The sequence below is a fragment of the Actinoplanes sp. NPDC051851 genome (genome assembly GCF_040681165.1).
Lineage (GTDB): Bacteria > Actinomycetota > Actinomycetes > Mycobacteriales > Micromonosporaceae > Actinoplanes.
The window spans coordinates 1-14923 of record NZ_JBFAYF010000116.1 but is presented as its reverse complement, the minus strand read 5'-3'; the positions used below and the strand labels follow the sequence as shown (position 1 = coordinate 14923).

9 protein-coding genes and 5 pseudogenes are annotated in these 14923 nt (G+C 69.1%); 10 read left to right on the top strand and 4 right to left on the bottom strand.

Annotated features, from left to right (window positions below):
- Positions 1-226 precede the first annotated feature (226 nt).
- From AB0M08_RS46065 to AB0M08_RS46050, 4 genes and pseudogenes are all read left to right on the top strand, one after another.
- Positions 227-853, top strand: a pseudogene (locus AB0M08_RS46065) (non-reducing end alpha-L-arabinofuranosidase family hydrolase); the annotation flags it as partial.
- 191 nt (positions 854-1044) lie between these two features.
- Entirely contained in the window at positions 1045-1479 is a 435-nt protein-coding gene (locus AB0M08_RS46060; RefSeq protein WP_364508282.1) for an enediyne antibiotic chromoprotein, read from the top strand.
- Positions 1480-1670: 191 nt separating this feature from the next.
- Positions 1671-2165 carry a hypothetical protein gene (locus AB0M08_RS46055; protein WP_364508277.1) on the top strand — a complete coding sequence of 165 codons (495 nt, stop codon included), beginning with the start codon at positions 1671-1673 and terminating at the stop codon, positions 2163-2165.
- A 289-nt stretch (positions 2166-2454) separates the two neighbouring features.
- A pseudogene (locus AB0M08_RS46050) lies at positions 2455-2904 on the top strand (class I SAM-dependent methyltransferase); the annotation flags it as partial.
- Positions 2905-2998: 94 nt separating this feature from the next.
- On the opposite strand, the gene AB0M08_RS46045 reads toward AB0M08_RS46050, so the two are convergent.
- From AB0M08_RS46045 to AB0M08_RS46035, 3 genes and pseudogenes are all read right to left on the bottom strand, one after another.
- Complete coding sequence (locus AB0M08_RS46045) at positions 2999-5881, bottom strand: condensation domain-containing protein (protein ID WP_364508274.1); 2883 nt, start codon at positions 5879-5881, stop codon at positions 2999-3001.
- A 103-nt stretch (positions 5882-5984) separates the two neighbouring features.
- Positions 5985-6185: pseudogene (locus AB0M08_RS46040) on the bottom strand (condensation domain-containing protein); the annotation flags it as partial.
- Positions 6186-6187: 2 nt separating this feature from the next.
- Complete coding sequence (locus AB0M08_RS46035; protein ID WP_364508271.1) at positions 6188-7426, bottom strand: MFS transporter; 1239 nt, start codon at positions 7424-7426, stop codon at positions 6188-6190.
- 283 nt (positions 7427-7709) lie between these two features.
- Here AB0M08_RS46035 and AB0M08_RS46030 point away from each other — a divergent pair, with 283 nt between their 5' ends.
- From AB0M08_RS46030 to ectB, 5 genes and pseudogenes are all read left to right on the top strand, one after another.
- The gene (locus AB0M08_RS46030) at positions 7710-8042 is read left to right on the top strand and encodes a condensation domain-containing protein (RefSeq protein ID WP_364508269.1); all 333 of its coding nucleotides are present in this window, start codon (positions 7710-7712) and stop codon (positions 8040-8042) included.
- Positions 7987-8337: pseudogene (locus AB0M08_RS46025) on the top strand (condensation domain-containing protein); the annotation flags it as partial. The gene AB0M08_RS46030 and the pseudogene AB0M08_RS46025, both read left to right, overlap by 56 nt.
- Positions 8253-10847, top strand: a pseudogene (locus AB0M08_RS46020) (AMP-binding protein); the annotation flags it as partial. The pseudogenes AB0M08_RS46025 and AB0M08_RS46020, both read left to right, overlap by 85 nt.
- Positions 10848-10933: 86 nt before the next feature.
- The gene (locus AB0M08_RS46015; RefSeq protein ID WP_364508280.1) at positions 10934-11782 is read left to right on the top strand and encodes a thioesterase domain-containing protein; all 849 of its coding nucleotides are present in this window, start codon (positions 10934-10936) and stop codon (positions 11780-11782) included.
- Entirely contained in the window at positions 11779-13023 is a 1245-nt protein-coding gene (gene ectB / locus AB0M08_RS46010) for a diaminobutyrate--2-oxoglutarate transaminase (protein WP_364508267.1), read from the top strand. The genes AB0M08_RS46015 and ectB overlap by 4 nt, the downstream gene beginning before the upstream one ends.
- On the opposite strand, the gene AB0M08_RS46005 is transcribed toward ectB, so the two are convergent.
- A complete protein-coding gene (locus tag AB0M08_RS46005; RefSeq protein ID WP_364508265.1) occupies positions 13024-13785 on the bottom strand; it encodes a formyltransferase family protein in 762 nt (253 codons plus the stop codon).
- A 281-nt stretch (positions 13786-14066) separates the two neighbouring features.
- Here AB0M08_RS46005 and AB0M08_RS46000 point away from each other — a divergent pair, with 281 nt between their 5' ends.
- On the top strand, positions 14067-14840 hold the full coding sequence (locus tag AB0M08_RS46000) for a TSUP family transporter (RefSeq protein WP_364508262.1): 774 nt from the start codon (positions 14067-14069) through the stop codon (positions 14838-14840).
- Positions 14841-14923: the final 83 nt, after the last annotated feature.

Below are 14923 nucleotides of genomic sequence, written 5' to 3'. Positions count from 1 at the left end.
CTCCACGATGGACGGCATCTCGGACACCCGGACATCCTGCCCAACAACCCCACCAAGATCAAACCGGCCCGAAACGACCGACCTGATTAGTTACGTTCTGGCAATATCCGCATTCAGCATGGGAACGCTCCCGTGGCGTCGGTTCGTAACGCCGGGAATGGCGTCCCGTCATCGAACTCGGACCCGTACCGCAAACCGTCCCCGCCCCATCCCCGAGGAGCACCCGATGACCACCCACCGGGAAGACCCGCCCCCGATCACTCCGCCGCCCGAACGGCGCCGCCGGTGGCGCGCCCTTCTCGCCGTACCGGTCCTGCTCGTCGCCGGTGCTGCGGTCGCGGTCACCGCCTCCGCGGCCTCCGCCGCGGCCGTCGACACCGCCGCCACGTACGTCCTGGTCAATCGCAACAGCGGCCTGGCACTCGACGTCCACAACCTGGCCACCGGCGACGGCGCGAAGATCGATCAGTGGACCCGCAACGACCAGGTCCAACAGCAGTGGCAGCTCGTGCCGGTGGGATCGTCCGCCGTCTGCACCCTGCCGTCGACATACCGCTGGTCGTCGACCGGGGCGCTGGCCACCCCGAAGTCCGGCTGGGTGTCGCTCAAGGACTTCACCACCGTGCCGTACAACGGCCAGAACCTCGTCTACGCGACCACCCACGACACCGGAACCACGTGGGGGTCGATGAACTTCGGTCTCTTCACCGACTGGTCCGGCATGGCCTCGGCCGGCCAGAACACGATGACCTCGGCGACCGTCGCACCGACGCTGTTCTACTTCGCGCCCCAGAGCATCTGGGTGCTCACCTACCAGTGGGGCGCGACCGCGTTCTCCTACCGGACCTCCAGCTGAAAGGCGACCAGCCCGATCGGCGTCAGCATCGCGATGTTCAGCGGTGCCGCCATCCAGCTGATGCCCCGGATCGGCGCCCGTGCACTGTTGATCATCGGCCTGGTCTCCGCAGCCGGCGGGCAGCTTCTCCTTCTGCGCACGACCACCGAAGGTGACTACGTCGGCCAGATACTGCCGGCCCTGGCACTCTGCGGCTGCGGGTTCGGGTTGTCCCTGGTTCCGGTCGTCAGCGCCGCTGTGTCACCACGAATCTGGCCTCACCCGCACTGGCCGATCAGGCACCCTCCGTCACCGCCACCCCCAGCACCGGGCTGACCGACGGCCAAACCGTCACCGTCGACGTCACGGGCTATCCCGCGAATGCGGGCCTCATCGCCGCCCAATGCGCGCTGCCCGAATCCGGGGTACAGGTCTGTGACTGGGCCGATGCCGCGTTCTTTGCCGCTGACGACAACGGCGACGGCACCGCATCGCTGGTCGTCCGGACCACCTTCGACGGCAACACCTCCGACGGGCAGCCCTACGGCTCCATCGACTGTTCGACGGTCACCGGCGGCTGCCTGATCGGCGCCATCGACACCGCCTACACCACCGAGACAGCGACGCCGATCTCGTTCGGCTGACCCTCCCCGGAACGAGCGCGCCCCCAGACTCCCCCGTGTCTGGGGGCGCGCTTCCCTGTCCGCCTCGCGCCCACCGGGCCGCAGGTCATGAGCCATGTCGATGCGACAGAGGGCCATTCCGCCGCAGGCGGTAACCTGGATGGCGCTCGAACGGTTAGCAGGACCATGGACACCTCACTGGAGAACGCCCGGTGGCCGGATACGACACCTTCGTCTCGCCCGACGTCGTTCGGCGTACCCGCCCGCTGGTCACGATGGTCACCGTGCTCCTCGGCATGTGGCTGTTCGGCAACCTCTACGAGGAGATCGTCTGGATTCCACGGCTGATCGCCCACCCTCGAGCGGGCACCCTGGTCGAAGCGTTCGCGCCGGGTAGCCCGGTGTACTACTACTTGCCCTGGATTCCGGTGGCCGTGGCACTGGCCGGGCTCCTGCGGCTGCGATTCGGCGCGTTGGTGCCGAGCCGTATACGCCGGTCCTGGACGGGCGCGATCGGCGCACTCGCCGTGGCGATGGCCGGAAAGGCATTCCTGATCATCGAGGTCAACCCGGTCTTCCGCGATCCGGCAGCAACGACCCGGCTCGTCCATGACCGGGCGATCCTGTGGGCTTCGTGCAACGGCGCGGTGATCGTGGCGGTGGCGACGGCTCTCGTACTGCTGAGGGTCACCCCGCGGCTTCGCTGAACTCCGTCACGACCGGGCAGGATGTTGCCGCCCAGCAGGCCCGATCATGGCGCGGTCCGCTCCCGGTCCTACGCGATCCAGTAGTTCTGCCGCCCCAACCGGTCAGGGGTGAGCCGACTCGGTGCTCTCCGGCATACGGTGCCCTGAAGCCAGATCGGCCCGACGGCCGGAGTCCCCGCCGTGTCCCAGAGCGGAGCATGTGATCACTGTGTTCAACACCGATCTGAAGCCCTTCCCCCGTCCCTACCTCGACGATCTCGCCGAGCTGTACGACGCGTTCATCGGTGTCATGGACACCGGTGACAACCCGACGCGCAGCTGGCTGCTGAAACACCTCACCGGTGGCGGCCGGGCGCTCGACGTCGGATGCGGCAACGGCCGGAACTCCCGGCTGGTCGCCGACCGGTACACCGAGGTGATCGGCGTCGACATCTCGCCGCGCATCCTGGAGATCGCGCGAGGCAAGGAGAACCCGGACAACGTGCGGTACGCCGTCCGGGACGTGCATGACCTCTCGCCCGCCGCCGACGGGCTCTTCGACGCGGTGTTCGCCATGAACGCGGTGTTCTCGATGGGACCGATCGATCAGGTACTCGCCCATTTCCGCTCCGTCGTCGCACCGGGGGGCACCGTAGTGATCATCGACGTGACCCGGCCCGACGGTGACGACACCCGGCCCGACGAGGCACGGCGATCCTTCGAACCGCCCGTCATCCGGACCACCTGGCCGAGCAGGCCGTCCGCCCACGACCACATCGACGGACATCTCACGGCCTGTCGCTTCTTCGATCAGGCGGCTCACGGTCAACACGAACCTGCGTGCACCCGCTCAGTCAAGCCCCCCGCAGGATCTCGGTCAGCTCTCGCGCGAGGTCATGAATGCACTCCTTCGTCACAGCGCGGGTCTGGTAGGTCAGGTCAACCACCACCCGGCCGTCGGGCTGCGGCCACATCTCCACCACGAGTTCACAGACGCCTTGACGGGGAGGGAACGGCAACGGGCGTACCGAATGGCCACCGAAGTCCACGGCCGCCCACGGTCGTTCCTGATAGACGAACAGCACCTGATACAGCGGGTCACGCCCGGTCCTCGGCGGATTGACCAGCCGCACCACCTCGGTGAAGGGAATGTCCCGGGCGGCGATGGCGGCACGGATGCCGGGCAGAGTGCTGTCCAACAGGGTCGCGAGGTCTGCTCCAGCGGCAGGTCGCGTCCTGAGGCACAGTGTCTCGACGAAGCAGCCGACCACCCTGTCGAGTCCCGCCCCGGCCCGCCGGGACACGGTGACTCCGACACCGAAATCCTGCTGGCCGGTCACGCGAGCGAGCGCGGCCGCCCAGGCCGAGAGGAGTACGGCGAACGGGGTCGTCGCGTGGTCCTGTGCGATTCGGGACAGGGCGCGGACCGTCTCCGCGTCCACCTCGACCGTGTGGGTGACCGCAGCACCGTCATGACCTCCCACCCGGGTTCCGCCGGACCGCCGTGCGCCACCCGGAACGGGCAGGTCGAGGTCGGGAACCGCATGAAGCAGGTCCCGCCAGAAGCTCCGCTGGGCGTCCAGGTCGACACCGGCTGTGCAGTCGCGCAATACTCGCGCGGACTCCGCCAGGGTGGGAACGTCGACCGGGTACCGGGGCTCGGCCCCGTGAAGACGGGCATGGTAGGCACGGCTCAAGTCCTCGACCAGCACACCTTCCGAATGACCGTCGAAGGCGACGTGGTGCACGACGATGCCGAGGACGGTGGCCGTACCGTCCAGAATCGGCGTCACGGCTGCCCGCCAGGGTGGCGCGTTCTGGATGTCGAGCGGTCGCATCAAAACGCTCGCGACGGCCGTGACCGCGCTCGCGACGTCCGTGGAACCGGGAAGGAGCGTGATGTCGTGGTCCCCGGTCGCGGCGTCGAGGACGGCCACCGGCTGGTCGTCTGCCGTGAAGGTGTAGGTGGCGCCGAGTGCGGCGTGCCGCCGGATGACGTCGCCGAACGCCGTCACCAGGGCGCCCGGGTCCAGCGGGCCGTCGACCCGGCAGATCAGTGGGCAGTGGCCGGAGAGGTCGTCCGGGTTCATGACCTGTCGCATCAGGAAGGAGGCCTGCATCGGGGTGAGCGGCACTTCGGCCCCATCCGCCTCCACCTCGTCCGCAGGGGCGGGCCCGACCGGCTCCGGCTCGCGATCGCCGGCCCACTCGGCCAGGAGCCGTGCGGTCGGGCGCCGGATCGCTTCGGAGATCGGAATAGGGTGGCCGAGCGCCGCGGCCAGCCGGGTGCAGATCACGGCGAGGTCCAGCGAGGTGCCGCCCAGGATGAAGAAGTCGGTATCCGGGTCCAGAGGACCGCCCAGGACGGCCGAGGCGACCTCGAGTGCCATGGCCAGAGCCGGGTCGGTCGCGGCGGGCCGCACCGCGACGGTCCCTCCTGGCGACGAGGCCGCGTCGACCAGGGCCGCCATCGCCGCCGCGGTGGGGTTACGGAAGAGGTCCACGAGCGGTACCTCGCCGCCGAGCCTTTCATGCAGATCTATCAATGCCAATGAGTCGCCGCCGGCGGCGAAGAAGTCGTCGTGCCGGCCCGCATCCGGCCGGCCGAGCAGGTCCGCCCAGAGACGCAGAAGAGCCTTCTCACCATCGCTGTCCGCGCCGGCAGCGACGTGCGCGAAGCGCGGATCGTCGCGGAGCAGAGCCGCGCGATCCACCTTGCCGTTGATGGTCAGGGGCAGCTGCTCGAGCAGATGAATCCGGCTCGGCACCATGAAATCCGGGAGAGCGTTCCGCAGGCCGGACCACATCTGGGTCAGGTCAGCCGCCGGAGCCACCGCGTAGGCCACCAGAGTGCCGTGCCGCGGTTCGTGGATGACGGCGGTGTCCAGCACGCCGGGTAGCGTACGCAGGGTGTTCTCCACCTCCCCGAGCTCGACGCGGTAACCACGGATCTTGACCTGGTCGTCGTTACGGCCGAGGCAGCGCAACAGGCCGTCGGCACCCCACACGGCGAGGTCACCGGTCCGGTACATCCGCCCGCCGGGGTGGAACGGGTCGGCGGCGAATCGTTCGGCCGTGAGATCCGGCCGGCTCAGATAACCGAGGGTGACGCCAGCGCCGCCCACCCACAGCTCACCGGGCACTCCCACCGGCACCGGTTGCCGATACCGGTCGAGTACATAGTTGGTGGCGTTCGCGATCGGCCGTCCGATCGGCACGTTCCCCCTGATGTCGCCACCGGTCCACTCGTGGACGGTGCAGCCGACGACGGTCTCCGTCGGGCCGTACTCGTTGATCACTCGGCTCCGGTGCCAGGGCCGGACCCGTTCGGCAGGTAGCGACTCGCCTCCGACGATCAGGCAGCGGGTCAGAACCCGACGGTCCAGATCCTCCGCGAGGGCGATGTTGAGCACCCGCAGATGGGCCGGCGTCAGCTTGACCAGTTGGTACGGCTCGGCGGTATCACGCAGCGCGGCCACCAGCCCGTCAAGATCTTCGCCGTCGGTCATCTCGATCACCGCGCCCGCGATCAGCGGCGCCAGCGTCGTGGTCACGCTCAGATCGAAGGTCAACGGTGAATGCAGCAGGACCCGCGACCCGGCGGTGATGCCGTAGGCACGGCAGGCCCAGGAGAGGTAGTTCACGACGCCACGGTGATGGGCCAGCACGCCCTTGGGCCGGCCGGTCGTACCCGAGGTGTAGATGACGTAGCACAGGGCGTCCCCACCGGGAACCACCCTTGTCACCGCCGGGGATGGGCCATCTGCCACGTCGTGGACGTCGATCAGCCGGAACCTGCCGGAAGCGCGTCCCGGTCCACTCGTAGGTGGTCCGGAGTGCCTCGTGCCGGGTGACCATCGCCCGCAGCGCAGCGGTCAGGGCGGCGACGTCCAGGCCGCCGTCGAGGCGCAGACACCAGGAGATGTTGTACGACGGGTCGCCGCCGGCCAGGTGATCGGCGAGCAGTAGTCCTTCCTGCGCAAAGGAGACCGGATACCGGGCTCCGGCGGTACGTGGGACCGGCCGGGGGCCGTGGGCCATGGTCACGCCGCCACCCGGGTGTCCCGGTCGGCCCGGGAGGACAGCAGCGGATTGCGGGCGTGGACACGCGGCAGGAGCAGGCCGCCCACCACCGCGGCGGCGACGATGACGCCGAGCCAGGCGGTGTTCATCCCGCCGTAGGTGAACACCAGGATCGCACCCAGGCAGGCCACCGCCTGGAACACGCCGAGCCAGCGCAACACGATGACGTTGAAACCGATCAGGTACGCACCGGGGATCTGGTTGCGGATGACGGCGTCGGAGGGCGCGAACACGCCGATGTTGAGCCCGCCCAGCAGTAGCAGCCCGTAGACCGACCAGGCATTAGGCTGGACCAGATAGGTGGCGGCGACCGTGACGAAGACGATCGGCAGGACCGTTGCCCATGTCAGTGGCGATGCCCAGCGCCGCACCCGGTCGTACGCAAGCCCGAGGAGCATGCCGGGCAGGCGCAGCACCGCGAGCAGCAGGATACTGGTATTCGCTGCCATCACCCCGAACTCCTTGTTGAGCAGCGGGAGGTAGTTGACGAACGCGGCGTTGACCCCGTGGAACAGCGGGATGGCCACCAGGACCGCGATCAGTCCGGTCCGCAGGGACGCATCGACGCGTGCCGGGCCGGCCGGCCCGGCCGCGCCGGTGGTGGGCGCCGGCTCTTCCGGCGCCGGGTCCCTGCCCGCGAACCGGAGGGCGGCGGCCAGGACCACGAAGGTCGCCGCGTCCAGCAGGAATGCGAACCGCCAGGTATCGGTGGCGACGGCGGCGGCCGCCACCACCGTCGCCAGCAGGGCCGCCGCGATGTCCAGACCGGACTTGACACCTACCAGACGGCTGTACTCCTCACCGTCGGCGAAGTAGCGGTAGACAGCCACCTGGTAGAGCAGGCGGGGGATGCCCTCCTTGGCGAACGCGTAGAGCGCCACGAAGACGACTGAGAGGATCAGCGTCGCCCGGTCGCTGCGCAGTCCCAGGGTGAGCAGCGAGATCACCACCTCGACGGCGGCGATGCCCAGCAGCAACATCATGTAGTCGAACCGGGCCCTGTCGACGCGCCGGGCCAGATGCCGTCCGGCGAAGCTGGCGGCGAGTACGGCCAGGGCCGGCACCAGCCAGAAGACCACAGTGAACTCGATCCGCCCGGTCTCCGAGCCGACGCCGAACGGCACCGCGGTCACGACCAGCACGTCACCGAAGGCCGACAGGAAGCTCGCACCAAGAAACCACCGACCACGTGTGGCCATCCTCACCGTGCCCCCGCAAAGTTCATCGTCCTACGGTCATCGCGCCGCAGTGGGCACAAGAGCGGTCATCGCGCCGCAGTGGGCACAAGAGCGGTCATCGCGCCGCAGTGGGCACGAAAGGAGACTACCGAAACAGAACTGCCGGGCATTCATAGACATATGTCACATTTTTATGCGCCGATGCGTAGCCGGTGTCCCCGGTAGGCCACAGTCACGAGACGGCCGGGTCCGGCACCGCCGTACCCATCACGTCTCGACCGCACTCACCCGGAGCCGCATCATCATGACGCAGGCCGAGGCATTCCTCGCCACCCTCGACGAGAAGCAGTTCGCCCGCCTGGTCGAGCTTCTCGACCCGATCGCTCCGAACCAGGTGCGCCTGTGGATCGATCAGGAACTCGATCGCGAGTCGAACGCCTATAACGTCTCTCGCCTGATCCGGCTACGAGGCGACCTCGACGCCGCGGCGCTGAACGACGCGCTGACCACGCTCGTCGAACGCCACGAGGTGCTGCGTACCGTCTTCGTGGACGCCGGCGACACGGTTGCGGCAACTGGTCATGGACCCGGAGCCGATGCTCGGCGACACCATCGACTGGCCGGCGCTATTCAGTGACACCGATATCGTCGAGGCGGCCAGGGAGTTCCTGCATCGCCCCTTCGAACTGCGGATCGAACCGCCACTACGGGCCCGGCTGGCCCGGCTCAGTGACGACGATCACGTACTGCTGCTGGCATTTCATCACATCGCCATCGACGGATGGTCGATGGCGATCTTCGAGCGCGAGCTGGCCGAGGCGTACGAAAGCTTCGCGGCGACGGGCGCATGGAAGCCCGCGGAGCAGCCCACGCAGTACCACGCCTTCAGCCGCTGGCAACACGAGCACCTCACCGACGCGTTGGTCGACCAGCAGCTGATTTTCTGGCGTCGCGCCCTGCCGCCGACGCCGCCCGCCTCCCTGCTGGCCACTCCCCCGATGCACCACAAAGGCAGCGGCCGGTCCGCCACCGCCGACTTCGTCGTGCCGGACCACGCCGCCACGCCGCCACGGCGCTCACCGCGCTCACCACCGACCGGAGGATCAGCGTCTTCGCGGTGCTCCAGGCGGCCGTCCAGATCGTCGCGCAACGCTTCAGCGGGGAACCGGCGGTCGCGGTCGCCACCACGACGCTCAACCGCAAGACGCCGGAATTCGAGTCCGCTCTCGGGTTCTTCGTCAACACCGTGGCGCTGTTCACCGACCTTCGCGACGATCCCAGTTTCCGGGTCGCCATCGACCGCGCGGCTCGGACGGTCAGCGACGCCCTCTCACACGACGACGTTCCGTTCGACCGAACGGTCGCGGCGCTCGGCACCGGCGCGCCGTTCCGGATCGCGCTGGAACTGCAGGATGCCCCGGAACCCGGCGAGCGCCGCTGGGGTGGCGTGTCCGCACGAGTCGTCAGTCTCGACGACAAGCGCGCCAAATTCGACCTCGCGCTGTTCTTCCTGCGCGGCCCGAGCGGGCTCCGATTCCTCGTCGAGTACGACACGTCGCTGTTCGACGAACGATTGGTGGATGCCTTCGTACAGGCCGTCTTCACCGTGATCACCGACGGCGCCCGCGACGACGACCAGCCGGTGTCACAGCTGGCGCTGCTGGACCCGCCGTCCGCCGAGAGACTGCGCCGGCGGCACACCGCCGGGCCACCTCGCGACGACATCGTGGTCACCAGTGACGCGATCCGGCGCCTGGCCGCGATCGGGGACCAGCGGGTAGCCGTACGCTCAGCCGACGAGTCGATCGGCTTCGCCGAGCTGGTGCGCCGGGCACAATGGGTCGCCGTCGGCCTGAGCGGAGTCGAGCCCGGCACGTACGTCGGGGTGGTCGCCGACCGATCGGTTCACTCGATCGTCGCCGTGTTCGGCATCTGGCTGGCCGGCGGGGCCTACGTGCCCGTCGACCCCGCCCTGCCCGCCGACCGGCGGCGCCACATGATCACCGACGCCGGGCTCGGCATCGTGTGCGGCCCGGCCGGCTTCGACGCCTGTGGGGCCGAGGTCCTCGACCCGCGTCTCGTCGTCGGCGAAGGCCGGCCCGAGACCGACGGCGACCGGCGGACCGACCCGGCGGACATCGCCTACGCCATCTACACCTCGGGTACGACGGGCCTGCCCAAGGCCACCGTCACCACCCACGCCAACATGCTGAACTTCATGGCTGGGCTCCGGGAGACGTACGGCATCGATGATTGGCGAGACGAGGTCGTCTCCCTCAACGCCCCGCTGATCTTCGACGTGAGCGTGCAGCAACTGCTCGCCCTGCTCGACGGCGCCACCATGGTCATCATCCCGGCCGCGACCCGGCTCGACCCGGCCGCCATGCTGGATTACGTTGCCGGCACCGGCATCACACTGCTCGAGTGCATCCCCCGCATCTGCAGCTGCTCGTCGAGGCAGGCATGCTCACCCGCCCCGGCCTCGCGCTGTCCCGGCTCGTCACCGGCGGTGAGGCACTGCCTGCCTCGATGTGGAGGCCACTGGCCGACGCACGCCACGTGCGGGTGTTCAACGTCTACGGACCCACCGAATGCACGGTCAACTCCACCTTCCACGAGGTCGTACCGGCGACGGAACGCCCGGTCATCGGCCGGGCGCTGCCCGGAGTGCTGCTCTTCGTCGCCGACGCGCAGGGCCGGCTCCTGCCCGACGGCGCGGTGGGCGAGCTGTACATCGGAGGCGCCGGGGTGGGCGCCGGCTACCTGAACCGGCCCGAACTCACCGACGCCGCCTTCCCCACCATGCGGTGGGGGCCGGGTGGGGCACCATTGCGGGTCTACCGCACCGGGGACCGGGTGCGCATCGCCAAGGGCGCCGTGGTGGAGTACCTCGGGCGGCTCGACAGCCAGGTCAAGATCAGAGGCAACCGGGTCGAGCTCGGCGAGGTGACCGCCCGCCTTCTGGCCCATCCGGAGGTACGGTCAGCGGCCACCGTCGTCATGAACCACGACGACCAGCGCGGACCCGCGCTGCACTCATTCGTCACGGTCAGCGCGCCGGCGCACCCGTCCACTCTGGCGGAACACCTGCGGGCGTTCCTGCCCGGCTACATGATCCCGGCCGGCATCCACATCCTCGACCGCATGCCCGTGACCATCATCGGCAAGGTCGACCATCGGGCGCTGGAAGCGCTCGCCGCCGAGGCGCAGACCGTGCCGGATGCCGGCGAGGCTCCGGAATCGCCGGCCGGGCCGACCGAGCACTGGCTGTGCCGGCAGTGGTCCGATCTGCTGGGCACGACCGGACTCGACCCGCACGCCAACTTCTTCGCCCAGGGAGGTCACTCCCTGCTCGCCGCCCGGCTGGTGGCGCGGGTACGGCACGACCTGGGCGCCCCGATGACCTTCGCCGACCTCGTCGACGCGCCGACGCCGCGGCTGCTGAGCGCACGGCTCGCCCACGCGCCGGCAACCGGCGCGCCGGAACCGGGCTCGGCACACCGGCCGGCGCGCGGCAACGTGCTGGCAATGCGCGACGTCCCCGACGGCACACCGCTGGTGCTGTTGCACCCGCTCGGCGGCGACGTGTTCGCCTACCGCCACGTGGTCGACGCCCTGCCATCGGACCGGGCGATCTACGCGGTGTTCGACGGCCACACCGACGTCGCCTCCGCCACCACGTGGCCCGATCCGCAACAGATGATCGATACGTACGCCGACGAGGTGGCCAAGACCCTGGACGGACGCGCGTGCCACCTGGCCGGCTGGTCGTTGGGTGGCCTGCTCGCCCACGCGACCGCCGCCGCCCTACAGCAACGCGGCGTCACCGTCCGATCGGTGACGATGTGGGACTCGGGCGTCGCGGCCATCACGGCCGAGCGCGCTCCGGCTCCGGACTGGCCGGCCGGCGCGCTCGCGGTCCTCACGAGTCTCGCACCAGCGACAGGCCCGGCCTGCGGTCCGGAGGATCTACGCGAACTGACCGCGCGACTGACCGGTCACGACGGCCGAGGGGTCGCCCGGGAGGCCGGCCGGTGGATCAGCACCACCGCTGCCCGGCTCTGGCCCGGTGTCCCGACTCCCGGCGCGGAGGCGCTCGGTGCGCGTGCGGTGGTCGCCGCCCTGCACCGCTGGCTCTTCAGCGCCTGGCGGCCGCCGCTCGTCGACGCACCGCTCCAGGTCACCTGGGCGGGCGATTCCCTGGACCGGGGATTGGTGACCCGTACCGACTGGGCCCGCTTCACCCGCGACACCGTACGCACCGATCGCGTCGAGGCGACCCACTTCTCCATCATCGGCCCGCCGGCGGCCGCGCAGCTCGCGTCCGCCCTGGCCACCACCATCGACCTGCACAACACGGCGGACGGGACACGATGAACGCGGTGACCGATCTGGAATCGAACGTCCGCAGCTACTGCCGAGTCTGGCCGACGGTGTTCCACCGGGCCGCCGGCAGCCGGATCTACAGCGAGTCGGGACAGCCCTACCTCGACTTCTTCTCCGGCGCGGGAACGCTGAACTACGGCCACAACAATCCGGTCCTCAAGAGCACCGTTCTTGACTACCTCGCCGGTGACGGCATCGTGCACGGCTTGGACATGGACACCGTGGCGAAACGCGAGTTCCTGGAGACCTTCCAGGAGCTGATCCTGCGACCGCGGAACCTGGACTATCGGGTGCAGCTCCCCGGGCCGGGCGGAACCAACGCGGTCGAGGCGGCGCTCAAGCTGGCCCGCAAGGTGACCGGCCGGCACAACATCGTGTGTTTCACCAACGCCTTTCACGGGATGACACTGGGCGCGCTGGCGGTCAGCGGCAACGCCGGCAAGCGACGGGCGGCCGGTGTGCCGCTGGGCAACGTCACCGTACTGCCCTACGACGGCTACCTGGACGAATCGGATCCCGGCGCGCTGCCGATGTTCGAGCGGATGTTGCGCGACAACGGCAGCGGGGCGGACAAACCGGCCGCCGTCATCGTCGAAACGGTGCAGGGTGAGGGCGGGGTGAACGTCGCCCGGCCGCAGTGGCTGCGGGCGCTGGCCGAGATCTGCCGGCGCCACGAGGTACTCCTGATCCTCGACGACATCCAGATGGGATGCGGCCGGACCGGCACGTTCTTCAGCTTCGAGCCCGCGGGGATCGTTCCGGACATCGTCTGCCTGGCCAAGTCGATCAGCGGGTACGGACTTCCCATGGCGCTCACGCTGATCCGCCGGGAACTGGACGCCTGGGCGCCCGGTGAGCACAACGGCACCTTCCGTGGCAACAACCTCGCCTTCGTGGCGGCCACCGCCACGCTACGGCACTACTGGGCCGACGACACCTTCGCACAGCAGGTGCGCGCCAAGGCCGCATGGCTGACCGACGCGATGCGCGCAGTCGCCGGCTCGCTGACCGGGGCCACCAACAGGGGCCGCGGGATGGTGCACGGGTTGGTCCTCGCCACGCAGGGAAAGGCCTCGAAGGTCGCGGCCGAGGCGTTCGACCGGGGGTTGCTGGTGGAGACGTCCGGCGCCGAGGACGAGGTGGTCAAGTTGCTGCCGCCGTTGACGACCTCGATCGAGGAACTCGGCGAAGGGGTGGCGATCCTGGCCGAGGCCGCGCGGGCCGCGGCCTGATCAGGTCCTGGCGATCGTCGCCGCGGCCCGTTCGCGCAGCATCGTCCGGACGAGCTCACGGATCTCCGGACGGGCCTCCCGGAACGTCAACCGCGTGTCGTCCGGCTGTGGGCTCAGCGTCGCCGTACCGCCGACGATCTCCTTCATCACCTCGACCAGCAGCGCCGCGCATTCCTCGTTGAGCAGGTGGACCAGCTCCGGCAGGCTGATCCCGGCCGGCATCGGCACGGCCCTGGTCCGCAGCAACGGTCCCCGGTCCACGCCGGCGTCGATCAGATGCACACTGACACCCTGCGTCAGGTTGTGGATGACCGCCCAGAGATACGGGTTGTTGCCGCGCACCTCGGGCAGATACCCGGGGTGCACATTGACGATGCCGTGCGGGACCAGCGACAGGATGTGTGTCTTGAGGATCCGCGTGTCGCCCAGGACGACCATATCGGCCTCCGCGGCGCGCAGCAGCTCGGTCGTCGCGTCGTCGTTGTGGTGAGCGACCGTCCGGTAGGCGATGCCGTGCCGCTGGCAGAACTCGCGGGTGGGCTCCGGCTCGACGAAACCCCTGACCCGTTTGAGCTCCGCCAGTTGGCCGGCCCGTCCCCCGTCGGCCAGCGGGGAGTCCTCATCGATCACGAGTGACGGGACGAATCCCGCGGAGACCAGAGCCGCCAGCTGCAGGTGACCACGAGGATGATCCCGCAGGTTCAGGTAGACGAAGCGCAGGTCTGCCGGGCTGGTCCGGCGGGGCAGGCGAAACGGGATCACGGAGTTTCTTCTCCCTCGTGGTGACGGCGGCAAGCCTACCGAAGGAGCCGTAAGCATCGACGTCGACCTCGCCGGTGTCAGGAGACGCCTTGACCAGCCGCCGATCCGCGACGAGCACCTTCTGATCTGACGAAATCAACACGACAGCGATCTGAAAAGCCGAAACCGTAGTCTGCCGGAAGTGCCGAGGCGTGTCCACAGGACCGCGGTCGATGCCACGCAGAAACGGATACAGCGCCATCATGCCGCCGGAGATCCGGGCGGGAGACAAGGAGTGTTGAATGGATTGGGAAAGCCTCATCGGCCTCCTAGTGGTGGCCGCAGCCGCCGGGTGGATCGACGCGGTGGTCGGCGGGGGCGGTTTGATCCAAATCCCTGCGCTGATGCTCGCCGTGCCGGCCGCATCCCCGGCGATCGCCCTGGGGACGAACAAGCTGGCGGCTATCTGCGGCACCACGTCCGCCGCCATCTCCTACAGCCGTCGTACCAAGTTGAATTGGCGATGGGTGGCGCCTACCGCAGCCACGGCCACCGTGTCGGCCGGCCTGGGCGCCATCGCTGCCTTGAGCATTCCCGGAAGCTATTTCCGTCCGGTAACCATGGCCCTGCTATTACTGGTCTTGGGCTTCGTGATACTGCGTCCGTCTTTCGGCTTGGTCACCGATACCGAAGAGCCCGATCGACGGAGAATGGCCATCGCGACCCTGCTGTGCGGTGTCGTCATCGGCTTCTACGACGGCGTTTTCGGCCCCGGCACGGGCACTTTCCTGATCATTTCGATGGTCGCCCTGCTGGCCACGAATTTCGTGGAGAGCTCGGCGATGGCGAAGGTGGTCAACGCGGGCACCAACCTCGGCGCACTCACGGTATTCGCAGTGGAGGGCCAGGTCCTGTGGAAGGTGGGCCTCGGCATGGCTGTCTGCAACGTCATCGGCGCCAGGCTGGGCGCACGGACCGCGCTCAAGCGGGGCGCCGGTTTCGTACGGATCGTGCTGGTCGTGGTGGTCGTCGGCATGGTGCTGCGCCTCGCCAGCCTCTACATCTGGCCGCAGTGACGCCCGTGGAACATACCGGCGTGGGGGGGGGGGGGGGGGGGCGCCCCGGGGGGGGGGGGCCCCCCCCGACAGCACACACCCCA

Coding starts and splice junctions, on each gene's coding strand:
- ectB (WP_364508267.1), top strand. CDS start 11,779: ATGAACGCGGTGACCGATCTGGAATCGAACGTCCGCAGCTACTGCCGA.
- AB0M08_RS46030 (WP_364508269.1), top strand. CDS start 7,710: ATGACGCAGGCCGAGGCATTCCTCGCCACCCTCGACGAGAAGCAGTTC.
- AB0M08_RS46015 (WP_364508280.1), top strand. CDS start 10,934: ATGCGCGACGTCCCCGACGGCACACCGCTGGTGCTGTTGCACCCGCTC.
- AB0M08_RS46000 (WP_364508262.1), top strand. CDS start 14,067: ATGGATTGGGAAAGCCTCATCGGCCTCCTAGTGGTGGCCGCAGCCGCC.
- AB0M08_RS46035 (WP_364508271.1), bottom strand. CDS start 7,426: ATGGCCACACGTGGTCGGTGGTTTCTTGGTGCGAGCTTCCTGTCGGCC.